The following is a 15,746-nucleotide window of genomic DNA, read 5'->3' as shown; positions in this document are numbered from 1 at the left end:
GGCCTCGCGGCCGTTCGGACGCGGATCCCACGACCCTGGTGCGACGATGAGAACATCCTCTACTGTTTGTCTCACCGCTCGCTCGTAGCGACGACAAGGAGGTCGGATCGTGGTCGCTCCGCAACCGGCCACGGTACCCCCGGCCCTGTCCCGCCGAGCCGGAACCGACCGAGGGGAGCCGTAGTGCAGAACCGCCCGACCGCCGCCGAGCTGCTGGAATCTCTCGCCGAGCTGCTGGAGAACACACTGCTGCCGGCATTGCCGCCCGACCTGCGGCACAGAGCCCGGGTCGGGGCGAACCTGGCCCGCATCCTCGGACGTGAGGTCGAACTGGGACCGGCGGCGGTGCTCCGGGAGCAGGAACTGCTCGCGGCGGTACCGGTCGGCGACGACGAGGCGCTGTGGCAGGCACTCGCCGAGGTGGTCCGCGCCGACCTCGCCATCGCCAAACCGGGTTACGACAGCTGGGAAGGCGAATGAGTGCCGATCCGGTCGCGGGCCTGACCGACTATCTGAGCCGCGCGTTCGGCGATCCGGTCACGATCAGCGATGTCCAGTTCCTCTCCGCCGGCGCCCGGCGGCGCAATATCGCATTCACTGCCACCGCGGTGGATACGCCCCGCCGTCTGGTGGCGACCATCGTGCCGCCCACCGTGGAACTGATGCCGGTCGACGGCGAGGCCGGGGTCCGCGAACTGGCCCGGGCGCACGGGGTCCCGGTCCCGGCCGTGGTCGCGGTCTGCACCGATACCTCCTACGTCGGTGAACCATTCGTGATCTCCGAGCACATCGACGGTGAAACGGTCCCGCGCAGGGTGTTACGCACCCTCGCCGCGTCCGGCAACGCGGCGGAGACCGCGCGCCAGTGGGGTTCGGCCATGGCCCGATTGCACGGTATCGACCCGGCCGCCGCCCCGGAAACGGTTCCGGCTGCCGGTTCCGACCCGGCCGCCGAACATCTGGCCCGGGTGGCGGCCGGTGCCCGCGCGCTGCTCGCCGACCGGCCCGTGTTCGCCCTGGCGTTGCGCTGGCTGGAGAAACGGCTGCCCGGCCCACCACCCGCGCCCGCGCTGGTGCACACCGATATGCGCAACGGTAACTTGATCATCGGCGCCGACGGGTTGCGCGCGGTACTGGATTGGGAGGGGACCCAGCGGTTCGGTGATCCCATGCGTGATGTCGCCTGGCCGGCGCTGCGTATGTGGCGCTTCCGTGAGGATGCCCGTGAATTCGGCGGTTTCGCCGACCGCGAGACCTTCGTCGGCGGCTATGAGGAGGCGGGCGGGAACTTCGATCTGGACCGCTACCGCTGGTGGAAGGTCATGGGCACGCTGTACTGGGGGGTGGGGCTGGCCCAGCAGGCGGCCGCTCATCTCGACGGCACCGTCCATGACATCGTCATGGCCGCCAGTGGGCGCCGCGTATCGGAAATCGAATGGGATCTGCTCATGCAGATCCGGCCCCGCGTGAAAGCATAGGAGAGACAGTGGATTTCGAGCTTCCCGCCGATCTGTCGGCCTATCTCACCGAACTCGACGAGTTCATCGAACGCGAGATCCGGCCGCTCGAACAGGCCGACGACAACATCCGCTTCTTCGACCATCGTCGCGAGGACGCCCGCACAGACTGGGACCGCGGGGGCCTGCCCACCGAGGACTGGGAAGCGTTGCTCGCCGAATCCCGGCGCCGCGCCGACGCCGCGGGCCACTATCGCTACGCCTTCCCCCGAGAGTTCGGCGGCCGGGACGGCACCAATCTCGGAATGGCGGTGATCCGCGAACATCTGGCCCGCCGCGGCCTCGGCCTGCACTGCGATCTGCAGAACGAGCACGCTGTCGTCGCGAACAATGTCGGCCTGCTGTTGATGCTGCAATACGGGACCGCGGTGCAGAAGGCGCAGTGGGTCGACGGCCTCGCCGCCGGAACCCGCTTCTTCGCCTTCGGTATCACCGAACCCGAACACGGATCCGATGCCACCCATATGGAGACCACCGCCGTCCGCGACGGCGACGAATGGGTTATCGACGGCACCAAGACCTGGAACACCGGCGTGCACATCGCCGACGCCGACCTCATCTTCGCCCGCACCTCCGGCGCCGCGGGTGAGGGCCGGGGTATCACGGCGTTCCTGGTGCCCACCGATACGGCCGGATTCCGGGTCGAAGAATATCTGTGGACCTTCAACATGCCCACCGACCATGCCCGGGTCTCGCTCACCGAGGTGCGTGTCCCGGATTCGGCGATCTTCGGCCAGGAGGGTCGTGGTCTGGGCGTGGTCCAGCATTTCTTCAACGAGAACCGTATCCGGCAGGCCGCATCCAGTCTCGGGGCCGCCCAGTACTGCGTGGATCGCGCCGTTGCCTATGCCAACGAGCGCAAACCGTTCGGCAAACCGCTGTCGTCGAATCAGGCCATCCAGTTCCAGCTTGTCGAACTGCACACCCAGTGCGAGATGCTGCGGGCGCTGGTGCACAAGACGGCCTGGTCCATGGACACCTACGGCACCTTCGCGGTGTCGGAGCAGGTTTCGATGTGCAACTACTGGGCCAACCGGCTGTGCTGCGAGGCGGCCGATCGCGCCATGCAGGTGCACGGCGGCCTCGGTTATTCGCGCTACACCCCGTTCGAGCACATCTACCGCCACCACCGCCGCTACCGCATCACCGAGGGCGCGGAGGAGATCCAGATGCGCCGGGTGGCCGGCTACCTGTTCGGGTTCATGGATCGCGCCGTGGTGAAGGGCGTCGGAGCCGCGAAGCCCTAGTCGAAGCTCCATGGTCGCCACTGCCTGTTTCGCGACGACGTCGCGTGCGGCTCATCCGTCGGGGTAGCCGGGCCGCGCACCCACTTCGCGATCAGCGGGAACAACAGAACCGTGGTGGCCCCGGCCGCGACCAGGGTCGAGGCCAGATCCGCGTCGATGAGACCGGACCGGGTCGCTACCTGGGTGACCGCGACGATGATCGGCAACCCGGTGGCCGCGTACAGCGCGAGCTGCACCCGCTCGCGCGGGAATTCCAGATTGGCTCCGTGCGGGACGAACCGCTCGCTCAACCACACCGTCACCCCACGGGCGACGGCGATCGCCAGCACGAAGACGACCCACCGGACCGGTTCGTCGATCACCGACGCCGGGTCGATACCCATCCCGGACACGACGAAGAAGATCGGTATCAATACCCCGTACCCGATCGTTTCCAGCGAAGCCTGGATCTCGGGATGGGTTTCGGCGATGAGCCGGCGCAGGATCAGTCCCGCCGCGAAAGCGCCCAGCACGACGTCGAGATCGAAAACCTCGGCCACCGTCATGAGGATCAGCAACAGGAGGAACACGAGCCGGACCGGCAGCTGGTTGGCGCCGGTGGTCAGGGCGGCGAGGACGCGTTCGGTGCCGGGATGGCGGTCCAGAATGCGTTGCGGTACCCACGAAACCACTCCCGCGGCGGCCGCGAACAGCAGCAGTACCAGCAGGGCGGCCGGCAGGTTCTGGCGGGTGAGCAGTATCGACATCGCCAGTACCGGGCCGAGCTCACCCACCGCGCCGTGCGCGAGCACCGCCCGGCCCAGCGGCTGATCGAGGACACCGTCCTGTTTCACGATCGGTAGCAGGGTGCCCAGCGCGGTCGAGGTGAGGGCGATGGCAACCGCGATGGCGGTGGTGAACCCGGCGCCCGGCGCGGCCAGCCACACCATGAGCAGTGCGAACCCCAGCCCGGCCAGCCAGGTCAGCCAGGCGGCCCGGCCCGGTTTGCCGCGCAGCAGCCGGGTGTCCAGTTCGTAGCCGGCGAGCAGGAACAACATGCCAAGACCGAGTTCGCTCAGCAACTGCACCCCGCCCGCGGTATCGGCCAGCCCGGTCGCGAAGGGGCCCAGCACGATGCCGAGCACCAACAGGACGACTACATCGGGTATCAGCCCGCGGACCAGCCGCGACACCAGCGGCGCGGCCACCGCGGCGGCCGCGATCCAGAACAGCGAGACGATCGCCGACGACTCCTGATCCACGGGGGCCGCCGAGAGCGTCATCCGATCATGGTCGCACCGGCCGACCCGGGAACCGGCCGCCGACACGTTCGCCGTGCGGTGCGGTTTCCGGGCCGCCGCGGTACGGCACCGTACCCGGCGAGCTCAGAGCGGGACCGGCTCAGACCCGATCGGTGTCCCAGGTGGCGATGGCCCAGATGATCACGATATCGATCGCGATGATCAGGATCGACCACAGCGGATACCAGGGGATCCACAGGAAATTCGCCACGATCGACAGGGCGACCAGGCCGATCGCGGTGATCCGCGCCCACAGTGCCCCGGTGAAGAGCGCCAGACCGGTGAGGATCAGCAGGATGCCGAAGACGATATGGATCCAGCCCCAGCTGGTGAGGTCCAGTTCGTACACATAGTTCGGACCGGCGACGAACACATCGTCGTTGGCGGCCGCGGAGATCCCCTGGAACAGGGTGATGAACCCGGAGACCAGAAGCAGTGCCGCCGCCGCTATGGACGTACCGCCGGCGACGGCCTGTTTCACCGGCCGCTCGCCGGTGCCGGCCGCATGTGCCCCGGTGGCCGCTGTTCTACCGGCGGTCGGTGCTGCGGGGTCGGTGGTCATAACAACTCCCTTCGGATGGGAGGGGCCACACCGGACCTCGAGAACTGATCGCCGGTGACGCCCTCATATGCCACACTTCGATTCCTTTGTCCTGATCGAGAATTATGCCACTGGCCAGCGCGTTCCGGCCGATTCGTCGAGGAAACGGAACCGAGTCGCGACTTTCCGAAAAAATCTCCGGCGGGTTGTCGATTCGGGGTCCACCCCGTTCGACCTATAAGTGAAAGGGTCCGGAAGGGGCCCGAGAACAAGGAGACCGGATATGAAATACATGCTGATCATGCGCGCCACCGACGAAGCCTTCGCCGCGATGGGCGATATCGACTTCACCGAGATGCTGGAGACGATCGGCAAGTTCAACGACGAATTGATCCGGGCCGGTGTGCTGCTTGCCGCGGAAGGCCTCGACGACGCCGCCGAAGGAGTCGTCGTCGACTACTCGTCGGCGGACCCGGTGGTGACCGACGGACCGTACGGGGAGACCAAAGAGCTCTTCAACGGCTACTACATCCTCAATGTCGCCTCGAAGGAAGAGGCCGTCGAATGGGCCAAACGGATGCCGATGACCGGCGCCGGCTTCAAAACCGAGATCCGGCGGGTCAGCACCATCGACGAATTCCCCCAGGACAATGTCTGGATCCAGAAGGAACGGGCCTGGCGCGAAGCCACCGGGCAGCTCTGAGGCCGCCCGGTCGTGGATCGGCACGAGGGCCGGGCGGCGGTGGCTGCGGTCTGGCACATCGAATCGGCGCGGATCGTCGGTGCGCTCGCCCGCTACACCGGTGAGTTCACCCTCGCCGAAGATCTCGCCCAGGAAGCCCTTGCCGAAGCCTTGGTGACCTGGCCGCGCGACGGTGTGCCCCGCAATCCCGCTGGTTGGCTGCTCACCGTCGGGCGGCGCCGGGCGATCGACGGGTTCCGCCGCCGTGCCGCTCTAGACGACCGCTACGCCGCCCTCGCCCGGGAACTGGGTGAGGGCGGCGTCGCCGCCGGCAGCGACCCGGCGGACCCGATGCGGGTCGCCGAGCAGGTGCTGTGGGATCCGGACCGGATCGATGACGATGTCCTCGCCCTGATGTTCGTCGCCTGTCATCCGGTCCTGCTGCCGGAGGGGCGGGTGGCCCTCACACTCCGGGTGATCGGGGGTCTCACCAGCGACGAGATCGCCCGGGCATTCCTGGTGCCGACAGCCACCGTCCAGGCACGGATCACCCGGGCGAAGAAAACGCTGGCCGCGGCCCGAGTGCCGTTCGAGATTCCCCCGGCGGCCGAACGCGCGGGCCGGCTCATCTCCGTGCTGCGGGTGATCTACGTGATCTTCACCGAGGGATCGTCGGCCAGTTCCGGTACCGACCTCATCCGATTCGATCTGGCCGCCGAAGCCCAGCGACTGGCCCGGGTGCTGGCTCGGCTCCTTCCGGACGAACCCGAGGTACACAGCCTGTTGGCGTTACTGGAACTGACCGCGGCCCGGTTTCCGGCCCGGACCGGCCCCGAGGGCGAACCGGTCCTGCTGGAGGACCAGGACCGGCGGCGCTGGGACCGCTCGGCGATCCGTCGCGGCCGGGCGGCCCTGGCCCGCGCCGAACGGGCGCGCCGCGGGCTGGGGATATACGGGCTGCAGGCCGCGATCGCCGAGTGTCACGCGGTCGCGCCGTCGGTGGCCGATACCGACTGGGATCGGATCGTCCTGCTCTACGAGGCGTTGGGCCGGCTCGCGCCGGCGCCGGTGGTCGAGGTGAACCGGGCGGTGGCGGTCGCGATGGCGCGGGGTCCGGCGGCGGCGCTGCCGATCGTCGACGAGCTGGAGGCCGCCGGAGAACTGGCGAATTCGCATCTGCTGCCCAGCGTGCGCGGTGAACTGCTCATCCGGTTGGGTCGTACGGACGAGGCACGCGCCGAACTGCACCGGGCGATCGCCCGGTGCGGCAACGCACGTGAGCGGTCGGTACTGGAGCGAAAGATCGAACTTCTGGACCCGGGCACGGTCGCGTGAGGACGGCGGCCGAGCGAACCGGCCGCCGTCCACGTCATGTCCGGCGGGTGAGTAGTTTCCCGGTTCCCGCGCCCCGCTTCGGTGACGATGATCGATCCGGACCGGTGTGGAAGCCCATCGGCAGCGGATTACGGGGTGGACATGAACGAGCGAGTCGCGCGGCCCAAGGGGCTCGGTAAACGCGCCTGGGTGACCACGGAACTGGTCCGGCGGGTACTGCGGATATCGGCGTGGTCGAAATTCGTGCGGGTCACTGTGATCGGACGTGAGCTGGTTCCGCGGACCGGCCCGGTGATCGTGGCCGGCAACCACATCTCCATGCTGGACGCGGTGTTCCTGTGGGGTGCGCTGCGGCGGCGAGCGGTGGCCATTGCGATGGCCGAACTCTGGTCGTGGCCGGTGGTGGGATGGCTGGTGCGGCGGCTGGGGCAGATCCCGGTGGTGCGCCGCGACAGCGCGTCCGGGCAATCAGCGCTGGCCCAGGGCGAGCAGGTCCTCCGACACGGAGGTGTGCTCATCATCTACCCGGAGGGACGGCTGGTCGCGCCCGGCGAGTCCGAACCGTACAAGCCAGGGGTGGCGAAACTGGCTCTCGCGTCCGGAGTGCCGGTGGTGCCGGTGGGTACCACCGGCACCGACGAGGTCATGCCGATGCGGCGGCTCCGGGCCGGTCGCCCGGCCTTCGATCGGCGGCGCCGGGTGACCGTTCGGTTCGGAAACCCCCTCGACCCGGCGGAATTCGACGATCCGCAGCAGTTCCTCGATCGGCTGCGGCAGCGAATCGAGGAATTGCGCGATGCCCCGGAACTACGGGAACCGTGATCGATCGACGAATTCCCCAGGACAATCTAAGGATCCAGAAGCCACCGGGCAACTCTGAGTGAGCGTCCGGCCGTGGATCGGCACGAGGCCGGCCGGCGGTGGCTGCGGTGTGGCATCAGGGCACTTGTTTCAGCACCGCGTTGTTCGTCGATCTCTTCAGACAGAGAGCCCCTGACCTTCAACAGTTGAAGATCAGGGCTCATCCCAGGCGGCCGAATCAGGGGCGGTCGAACTCGCCGTCTTTCGCGCCGCCGATGAAGGCATCCCATTCGCTCGGGGTGAAGACGAGTGCGGGCCCTGTGGGGTTCTTGGAATCGCGGACGCCGACGTACCCGCCATACAGGTGGGCGGCCTCTACGCAATCCCGACCGCCTCCGCTCTTGGTGCTCTTGAACCACCGTGCGCCGGACAGGTCCATCATTTCAGCTCCTTATGTACTCGCAGCATCGCATCCCTGGATGCCGACTCGGACCACGCTACATGCCGAATTCGCTCGGCCTCCTGGGCATACCGATCCAGTTCCGGGCCTCGTTCCATGTAGAGGTCACCGGTCAGCAGCTCTGTGTAGGCCACCGGCGGTTCTTGGAGCCTGCTGGACGATAGGGGTGGGAAGGAGATCAGGACGAAGCTCTTGGCCAGAAGTCCCACCGGATCTGCTTCGGCGAATGGCACGATCCGGATCTCGACGCCGGAGAGCTCGGTCCGCTCGATGAGGTGCTGGAGTTGATCGGCCATGACCGCCGCCCCGCCGATCTGGTACCGGATCACCGCCTCGCTGAGCAGTGCTTCGAAACGGAACCCGGGCTGATCCAGCAAGTCTTGCCGCCGGGTGATCACGTCGAGCTTGCGTTCCACATCTTCGGTGGCGGCGTTCGGGTTCAATGACCAGTCGATGGCCCGACGGTATTCGCGAGTCTGCAACAGCCCGGGTATGACAGTCGTCTGCCAGCTGGTCACCCAGGACGCCGACTCCTCGAGCGACAGGTAGTGATCGAATCCCGAGGCAATCGCGTCTGTGTAACCGCGCCACCAGCTGCCGCCCGACGCCGTAGCTATCCGGATCTCCCGGGCCAGGTCCAGAAGTAGTTGGCGCTCTTCGTCCGTGGCCTTGTAGGCATTGGCAAGGGCGTTCAGTCCGAGATCGGTGACCTTCGTCTGTCGGCCGTCCTCGATCCGGCCGTAGGACTGCGGAGATATCTCGGCTACCCGTGACGCTGCCGTCTGAGTGAGACCGGCTCTATCGCGGAGTTTTCGCAGTTGGCGACCCAAAGCCCGTCGTGGAAGCGTAGATCCGTTTGCCATATTTTCCTTACCTTCGCTAACCGGATGGTCGAAATCTGGAAGCCCGCACATGGAAGCCCAAGCCTCGCAACATCTGTGCAGGAAAACCGCGACTTTCTTTTGGAATCTCCAGGTTATTGCTTCCCAATTAGCTTGGGGCGGAGTTCTACTGATTGAGCACCCGATGCGGGCCACCTCGAATCTCAGTCGAGGACACCAGATCGACGCCAGGATGGCCGAAAGATGGTGGTCCGCATCCAAATAGCTGACGCCACCGTCGGACCCCGCATCGGGTGCTCACCAAGACTATGCCAGGAGCAGGGGATCATGAGCGCCACAGCCCTAGAGCCATTGCCGACCAGACCGCGCGACACCGATGTCTCGGACGGACCGCAGTGGACACCGCCATCGACGGCCGCGTTCCTGGAACATCTCTTGAAGGTTATGCGCAGGTGGGTCGAGGAGGCGGACGCGCAGCAGGGTCGGGCGGTCGGAGGTGGAGCATGGACAACGCGGCGATCGGCCTGATCCGGCCGGGCGTAACGGCGCGCGACGTCGACCTGTACGCACTCGCCGCGATGCACGGATACCGGCTGGTTTTCACGGTCGAGATGGACACGACGAACCCACTGCTGGCGATGCACGGACTGGCCAGGCATGCGGCGGAGTGGGGCGCCCGGGCGGTCGCGGTGCCCGACTTCGCACACTGCCGCGACATCTTCGACCTCATTACCGAGAACGCCGTGCTGGTCACTCCGGGAGATGTCTACCCCCGGGGCTACCGATGGCCGCCGGTATCGAACAAACCCATAGCCTGAGACGCAAAAACCCACCGGGCTCGTGGTCCACCTGGGAGATGAGCGTCGCCACGCGAGCTGCGGTGTTGCAGTTGGCATGGACGAGCGCGGCATTCCATGCCGGGTGAGTTGTGCTTAGCCCGCCACGCTCAGCCGATTGCCCATGGCCTCGGAGCGGTGCGTGCGTCCATAGATCTCCTCTGATGGCGATAAAATGTCGGACACGATGCGCTGACCGGGGCAGCAGCGAGGGGAAGGAATCAGTCAGTGAGCGATGAGATCAACAGGTCGGCGCAAGATGACCCGGAGTGGGTGGTGTGGTCGAGCCCGGAACGCATCTCGGAGCGGATCGACAAGTTGTTCACCGAGACGCTGCCGGGGGTGCCCGCCGACTGGAAAACTCGTACCGGTTCGGCCAAGCCCATCGGTCCGATGCCAGTGGGCGTTGACCGCTACAGCGATGAAATGACGCTGCACTGGCTCGATGACGCGTTCGACTACGTCGTCCCGGACGAAGATGTGCTGTTCGAGCCCGGCAATACCGAGCTGGTGAATGCGTTCGTGGCCTACATCGGCGATTACTTCGTCAGGCACTGCGACGGCCGCTGGATCAACGACCCCGAGATGCAGCTGTTCCACAGCTTCGGTCCTACGATCAGCTACGACTGGACGGACGAGACCGACTACCCGATAAACCTGCTGCTGGACGCCGCAGCCCAAAAGCGCTTCGTAGTGATCACCACCGAGTGGTATTCCAGGTCGGTCGACTACGCCGCAACGCACGGGCTGGAGCACGAAGGTCTAGAGCTACGGCGGAAGCACGGCCTGGCCTGATCGGGGGGCCGGGGGATGTCCGACGAGGATGATGAGCGTCGGCGACGCCAGGTCGATCGCGAGCGTCGAGAGCAGCGCAAACGATCCGAGCGCGCCCGCAACTCCAATGACATCGGGCGCTGGTTTCACAACGGGATCGCAGAAATCCGGGGTGAGACACGCCAAAACGGCTGGGAGAACCAGCGATCCGTCAAGCTGCCGTCCGGCCGAGAGCGGATTCACGACGCCGCCAGGTCCCTGAACGATCACGAATTCAGGGAATACAAGCACGCCAAGTCCGTCGGTGGCGAATTCGTGATGGATCAGATATCCAAGGAGGGCGAACACCTTCGCAGCGATCCGAAAGCCAAGGGCGCGTGGATCGTCATCGAGGGTTCCCCTGATCCGGCCGCCCGTCGCGAGTTGGAGAAGCTGGAAAAGGAATTCGAAGGACGATTCCAGCTCATCGAGATTTCCGCAGAAGAGGCGGAACGGGCACGAGCAATCGGCAGGAACCTCGAGCGAAACCCCAATCAACTGGAACTCTTCGACTCCGGCAAGTTGCGGTCCCGGGAGCGGTTGAAAGAGGCGCGGGAGAAGAGGGAGGAGAAGCAGCGAGTCCAGGAGGCGGTCAAGAAAGCGCAGGAGAAGCAAGAGCGCGAACGGCAGATACGCGAGGAGCGGCGGAAACAACGTGAGGCCGTCGAACGGGTAGCCGAGCGGGCTCGTCTGGATCGAGAGGCAGTGGCCCGTGGGGAAAAGCCGCCCATGAGCCCCCACCAAGCGGCAGACATACTTCGCATCAATCGGCCCACGCCCGGGGTTCGGTCGGCCTTCCGGGAGCCCCCGCAGGTGACTCGCAGCAGGAGGGATGCGCCGGGCAGGGATCGAAACCGAGAACTGGAGCGAGACCGCTGACCAACCTCTCCACGACCGCCGCGAAGGCTTCCTCGATGTCTCGGCGCGGATTCACGCAACCGCGGCGGGAATTCGCGGGTCACCCCGGACCGGGCCGACCACACCCGGACGATGACGGTGGATCAGGTGCGCGCGCCGGTCGGGCGGTCGCGAACTTTCTCCGCCAAGTGGACCGGCATCGGGTCGTGCCGCAGATATTCGCGGGTGAACTGCGCGACCCCGTGCGCGAGTGACCGGAGTTCCGTGGCGTAGTGCACGAGTTCGGATTCCGGCACCTGGGCTCGGATCAGCGTCCGGCCCGGATCGGCCGGTTCGGTGCCCAGGATCCGGGCGCGTCGCACCGAGAGATCGGTCAGCGCGGCACCGAGGTGGTCGTCGGGAACCCGGACCTCCACCAGCGCAATGGGTTCGAGTAGCGCCATCCGGCTTCCCGCGGCAGCGTCACGCAGGGCCAGGGCTCCGGCGGTCTGGAAGGCGGCGTCGGAGGAGTCGACCGAATGCGCTTTGCCGTCGAGCAGGGTGACGCGGATATCGACGAGCGGATTATCGCCGGTCACCCCGTGTTCGGCCTGAGCCCGTACCCCCTTCTCCACCGAGTTGATGAACTGCCGCGGAACCGCGCCGCCGATCACCTTGTCCACGAACTCTATTCCCGAACCCTCAGCGAGCGGTTCGACCTCGATCTCGCATACCGCGTACTGGCCGTGCCCGCCGGACTGTTTCACATGGCGTCCACGCCCACCGGCCTTCTCCGCGAACGTCTCCCGCAGCGGAATGCGGGTCTCCTCCACATCGACATCGACGCCGAACCGATTGCGCAACCGTTCCAGCGCGACATCGCGCTGCGCTTCCCCCAGCGACCACAGCACCAGCTGATGGGTCCGTTCGTTGTTCTCCACCCGCAGCGCGGGGTCCTCCGCGACCAGCCGCGCCAGCCCCTGCGGGAGTTTGTCCTCGTCGGTTCTGCCGTGCGCGCGGATGGCGGTGGGCAGCAGTGGTTCCGGTATCGGCCACGGTTCGATGAGCAGGGGCGCACCGGTGCCGGACAGAGTATCTCCGGTCCGAGCGTGGCCGAGTTTGGTCACATAGGCGATATCTCCGGCCACCGCCTCGCTCATCGGCCGCTGTTCCCTGCCGAAGGGTGCGGTCACCCCGCCGATACGTTCGTCTTCGTCGTGGTCGGCCGCCGTGCCCTGCCCGCCGATATGGACGGTGTCGTCGGCATGCAGCGTGCCGGAGAACACCCGGACCAGCGAAACCCGCCCCACATACGGATCCGACGATGTGCGGACGACCTCGGCGGCCAGATCCCCCGCCGGATCGCAATGTAGCGCGACCGGTTCGGAACCGTCGCTCAGCCGCCGCGCGGAGACCGGATGCTCGATCGGTGTCGGAAATCCGGTGGTGATCAGGTCCAGCAGTTCGATCGTGCCCAGGCCCTGCCGCCCGTCTCCGGTGGCGGGCGCCGCGAACAGCACCGGATGGAAGCGGCCGCGCGCCACTGCTCGCTCCAGGTCCGCCATCAGGGTGGCGAGCTCGATCGGTTCGCCGCCGAGGTATCGATCCATGAGGGTTTCGTCTTCGCTCTCGGCGATGATCCCCTCGATGAGGCGTTCCCGCGCCCGTTCGGCGAGCGCCCGATCATCGAACACCGGCTCGGTCCAGGTGCGCTTCCCGCCGGAGTAGTCGGCGACCCGCTGTTCGAGCAGTTCCGTGAGGCCGGTGGCCGACCGGTGTCCGTCGGCTCCGGCGGGACCGTAGACCGGCAGATGCAGGGCCAGCACGTTCTCCGTCGATCCACCACCGAGCAGCGCCTGACAGGTCTGTCGCATCTCCTCGAAGTCCGCGCGCGCGGTGTCCAGGTGGGTCAACACGATCGCCCGTGGCATGCCCACGCTCGCGCACTCCTCCCACAGCGCCCGGGACGCGCCGCCGACGCCTTCCACGCCGTCGGCCGCGGACACCACGAACAGCGCCGCGTCCGCCGCGCGGAGCCCGGCCCGCAGCTCGCCGACGAAATCGGCGTATCCGGGGGTGTCGATCATATTGATCTTCACGCCGCCCCATTGCACGGGCACCACCGACAACTGCACCGAGCGGTGCCGGCGCTGCTCGATCTCGTCGTAGTCCGACAACGAGGTGCCGTCCTCGACGCGGCCGGCCCGGTTCACCGCGCCGGCGGCCAGGGCCAGCGCCTCCACCAGGGTGGTCTTACCCGACCCGCTACTGCCGACGAACACCACATTGCGGATGTTCTCCGCCCTCGTCACCCCGTTCGCTCTGACACCCATGACTCACCGTCCTCGGCAATCGGCACGCGGTCATCTACGAGCTTCCCACCGCCGCGGCCCGGGGTCCACGGTCTCTTGTCTTCTACCGGGCCGGCTGCGCCGGGCCCAGCGATCCGACCGCGCCATGCCGCGACGCGGCCCGTCTGTTCACCGCCCGGAGAAAAGGCCGTGAACAGCGAAAATAGCTATGTAACATCGATCGGGTCACATGTGATCCACCTCCTAGCGGCTGTGCTGGGCATGCCCCCGACCAGAGGAGTTCACATTGGCCGAGCCTCCCGGCGAGCGGCGGTACCGGCCCGGGCGACCCGGCCGGGACCCCGACGAGGCGTACCCGTCCGAGCCGACGCCCGCGAGCCACCGTCGCGCGCGCATGCGGGCGAGGTGGCCGTGGGCGGTGGGCGGTATCACCCTGTTGATCCTGTGTCTCGCCGGCGGTTGTGTCGCGGTCGTCGGGGGAATCGCGAACGAGGTCGGCGACAGATCCGACCGGGCGGTCACCGTGACCTACCGGGTCGAGGGCACCGGCGGCGATATCTCGATCACCTACCTCGGTAACGACCTGGGGATGGCCACGGAAACGGCGCCCGTGCTGCCGTGGCGCCGCGAGGTGACCATCGACGGATTCGGCACGATTGTCTCGCTCACCGCGATCAACGATGAGAACGGCGGGGAGGTCACCTGCCGGATCACGGTCGGCGACCGAGTCGTCTCAGAACAGACTTCGAGCGGTCCGTACGCATCGGCCGGCTGTTCGGGGGACGCCGCGCGGTGACCGCGTGCTGGACGACAGTGGATAGTCGTGCGCCCGAGCCGGCGCGCCTGGTCAGCAGTTCGGCTGGAACGGAAAACACACCCTGGTGACCGGAGGCGCGGGCGGCGGTACGAGAGGCGCCGGGGGTATTTCCGCGACCGAGCTGATCTGCTGCTGGTCGACCGTTTCCCGGGGCTCGGGCTCTCCACCGCCGCCGCGGGCCAGCAGCCACAGTCCACTCCCGACAACGGCGATCGCGGCGAAAGCGGCCGCGGTCTGCAGATGGGTGCGGCGTCGATCCGAGGAGCGGGCCGGTCCTGTCTGCGCCGCGGGCTCGGCCACCGGCGGCCCGGGTGGGGTAGCGGGCCGCGGCTGCGGTGCCGGTGCTTGCGGCGGTGGCTCGTGCGTCACCCGGGCGGTCGGTCCGCTCGGCTCGGCCCGGGGCGCCGGTGGCGACGGGGCGCGCGCGGTGACCGGCGGGACCGCCGCGCCCGTGGGTTTCGGCGCCGGAACCGGTGCGGGCAGCGCGGCGGGAACCGGCAGCGGTTCGACCGCGGGAAGTGTCGAATCGAGCGGGAAACCTTCTTCGGCCAATTCCGCGATCGTGATCCGTTCACCGTATTCCAGCGCTTCGACCACCGCGTAGGCCTGCTCCGCGGTCCAGACGACGGCACTGCGGTGATGAGCTCGGTGGAACCACGCGCGCAGCGGGTTCTGGGTGTTGCACAGCAGCACATCACAGCCCGGCGGCGGGGCCGATTTCTTCTCCAGCCGCATGGTCGATCCGCGCGGCGGCACGACGACCACGAGACCGGTCACGAACGCGCTACCGCCCACCTGTCCGGCGGTGGCCTTCAGTTTGAACACTCCGTCGCGGACCTGGTCGTAGGGGGTGGTGTCGTTCTCCCGCACACTGACCGGATCGCCCTCGATTCCCGGGACCTTCCAGCGACTGTTGGTGGTGCACTGCAGGACACTGCCGGTGACCTCGGGGTCGACGCCTTTGACCTCTCCGACGACGGTCGTGTACGGGGTGATGATCACCAGATCCACCTCCTGCCCGGAGATGAAGCAGTTGGTGATGGCGACGCCGGGGACCCGGTAATCTCCCTCCCATTTCCGGAGCCAGCCGACAACCCGTTTCTCCGCGCCCGATCTGAGCTTATCGGCGATGACGAGCATCCCGATCACCCCTCCCTGTCGCCGGTGATGTGCACACGATATCGGTAGTCGAACGCTCCGGCGCGAAACCCTTTGCCACAGAGGATCTTCATCGTTGTCGCGCATCCACGGGCAGGCCTTTTACCAGCGGCGTTACCGCCGGCGATCGCGGTAGCGGCATGCCGCCGCCTGGTGGCCGACGCGACGTCATCGTTTTGTCACGGATCTCGCATGCTTTCGCGTCTAGCGTGACACTGTGCCCGCAGATCAGAGCCGAATCGCCGGTCCCACTGTCGCGCTCGGATAC

Annotated in this window: 16 protein-coding genes; 10 read left to right on the top strand and 6 right to left on the bottom strand. The window is 67.1% G+C overall.

Annotated elements, in window-relative coordinates; translation table 11 throughout:
• Positions 1-183: 183 nt before the first annotated feature.
• The 3 genes from OG405_RS16020 to OG405_RS16010 are packed head-to-tail and all read left to right on the top strand — an operon-like array spanning position 184 to position 2,764.
• A complete protein-coding gene (locus OG405_RS16020; RefSeq protein ID WP_327147302.1) occupies positions 184-480 on the top strand; it encodes a DUF6285 domain-containing protein in 297 nt (98 codons plus the stop codon).
• A complete protein-coding gene (locus tag OG405_RS16015) occupies positions 477-1,478 on the top strand; it encodes a phosphotransferase family protein (protein WP_327147301.1) in 1,002 nt (333 codons plus the stop codon). Before OG405_RS16020 ends, OG405_RS16015 begins: the two co-directional genes overlap by 4 nt.
• 8 nt (positions 1,479-1,486) lie before the next feature.
• Positions 1,487-2,764, top strand: a complete 1,278-nt coding sequence (locus tag OG405_RS16010; RefSeq protein ID WP_327147300.1) for an acyl-CoA dehydrogenase family protein — start codon at positions 1,487-1,489, stop codon at positions 2,762-2,764.
• On the opposite strand, the gene OG405_RS16005 is transcribed toward OG405_RS16010, so the two are convergent.
• Together OG405_RS16005 and OG405_RS16000 are read right to left on the bottom strand one after the other, a co-directional pair.
• On the bottom strand, positions 2,761-4,026 hold the full coding sequence (locus OG405_RS16005) for a cation:proton antiporter (RefSeq protein ID WP_327147299.1): 1,266 nt from the start codon (positions 4,024-4,026) through the stop codon (positions 2,761-2,763). The genes OG405_RS16010 and OG405_RS16005 overlap by 4 nt on opposite strands.
• Before the next feature lie 118 nt (positions 4,027-4,144).
• Positions 4,145-4,606 (bottom strand): DUF7144 family membrane protein, encoded by a 462-nt coding sequence (locus OG405_RS16000; RefSeq protein WP_327147298.1) that lies wholly within the window; start codon positions 4,604-4,606, stop codon positions 4,145-4,147.
• Positions 4,607-4,868: 262 nt separating this feature from the next.
• Between OG405_RS16000 and OG405_RS15995 the strand changes: the two genes are divergently transcribed.
• The 3 genes from OG405_RS15995 to OG405_RS15985 all read left to right on the top strand — a co-directional run bounded on the left by OG405_RS15995 (position 4,869) and on the right by OG405_RS15985 (position 7,424).
• Positions 4,869-5,288, top strand: a complete 420-nt coding sequence (locus OG405_RS15995) for a YciI family protein (protein WP_327147297.1) — start codon at positions 4,869-4,871, stop codon at positions 5,286-5,288.
• Positions 5,289-5,300: 12 nt separating this feature from the next.
• Positions 5,301-6,602: an RNA polymerase sigma factor gene (locus OG405_RS15990; protein ID WP_327147296.1), complete on the top strand. Its 1,302-nt coding sequence runs from the start codon at positions 5,301-5,303 to the stop codon at positions 6,600-6,602.
• Between the two features lie 141 nt (positions 6,603-6,743).
• Positions 6,744-7,424 carry a lysophospholipid acyltransferase family protein gene (locus OG405_RS15985; protein WP_327147295.1) on the top strand — a complete coding sequence of 227 codons (681 nt, stop codon included), beginning with the start codon at positions 6,744-6,746 and terminating at the stop codon, positions 7,422-7,424.
• A gap of 217 nt (positions 7,425-7,641) precedes the next feature.
• Here OG405_RS15985 and OG405_RS15980 read toward each other — a convergent pair whose 3' ends face one another.
• Both OG405_RS15980 and OG405_RS15975 read right to left on the bottom strand, forming a co-directional pair.
• Positions 7,642-7,845, bottom strand: a complete 204-nt coding sequence (locus tag OG405_RS15980; RefSeq protein ID WP_327147294.1) for a DUF397 domain-containing protein — start codon at positions 7,843-7,845, stop codon at positions 7,642-7,644.
• Complete coding sequence (locus tag OG405_RS15975; RefSeq protein ID WP_327147293.1) at positions 7,842-8,726, bottom strand: helix-turn-helix domain-containing protein; 885 nt, start codon at positions 8,724-8,726, stop codon at positions 7,842-7,844. The genes OG405_RS15980 and OG405_RS15975 overlap by 4 nt, the downstream gene beginning before the upstream one ends.
• A 482-nt stretch (positions 8,727-9,208) precedes the next feature.
• On the opposite strand from OG405_RS15975, the gene OG405_RS15970 reads away from it, so the two are divergent.
• The 3 genes from OG405_RS15970 to OG405_RS15960 all read left to right on the top strand — a co-directional run bounded on the left by OG405_RS15970 (position 9,209) and on the right by OG405_RS15960 (position 11,233).
• The gene (locus OG405_RS15970) at positions 9,209-9,523 is read left to right on the top strand and encodes a hypothetical protein (protein WP_327147292.1); all 315 of its coding nucleotides are present in this window, start codon (positions 9,209-9,211) and stop codon (positions 9,521-9,523) included.
• Between the two features lie 246 nt (positions 9,524-9,769).
• Positions 9,770-10,336, top strand: coding sequence for a hypothetical protein (locus tag OG405_RS15965; protein ID WP_327147291.1), 567 nt, complete (start codon positions 9,770-9,772; stop codon positions 10,334-10,336).
• Between the two features lie 15 nt (positions 10,337-10,351).
• The gene (locus OG405_RS15960; RefSeq protein ID WP_327147290.1) at positions 10,352-11,233 is read left to right on the top strand and encodes a hypothetical protein; all 882 of its coding nucleotides are present in this window, start codon (positions 10,352-10,354) and stop codon (positions 11,231-11,233) included.
• Between the two features lie 122 nt (positions 11,234-11,355).
• Here the strand turns inward: OG405_RS15960 and OG405_RS15955 are convergent, their stop codons facing one another.
• Positions 11,356-13,524, bottom strand: coding sequence for an elongation factor G-like protein EF-G2 (locus OG405_RS15955; protein WP_327147289.1), 2,169 nt, complete (start codon positions 13,522-13,524; stop codon positions 11,356-11,358).
• 265 nt (positions 13,525-13,789) lie between these two features.
• Between OG405_RS15955 and OG405_RS15950 the strand changes: the two genes are divergently transcribed.
• Positions 13,790-14,299, top strand: coding sequence for an MmpS family transport accessory protein (locus tag OG405_RS15950; RefSeq protein ID WP_327147288.1), 510 nt, complete (start codon positions 13,790-13,792; stop codon positions 14,297-14,299).
• 51 nt (positions 14,300-14,350) lie between these two features.
• Here OG405_RS15950 and OG405_RS15945 read toward each other — a convergent pair whose 3' ends face one another.
• Positions 14,351-15,460 carry a nuclease-related domain-containing protein gene (locus OG405_RS15945; RefSeq protein WP_327152352.1) on the bottom strand — a complete coding sequence of 370 codons (1,110 nt, stop codon included), beginning with the start codon at positions 15,458-15,460 and terminating at the stop codon, positions 14,351-14,353.
• Between the last annotated feature and the right edge of the window lie 286 nt (positions 15,461-15,746).

This window comes from Nocardia sp. NBC_01329 (assembly GCF_035956715.1).
Lineage (GTDB): Bacteria > Actinomycetota > Actinomycetes > Mycobacteriales > Mycobacteriaceae > Nocardia.
This window is presented reverse-complemented; position numbering and strand designations above follow the sequence as displayed.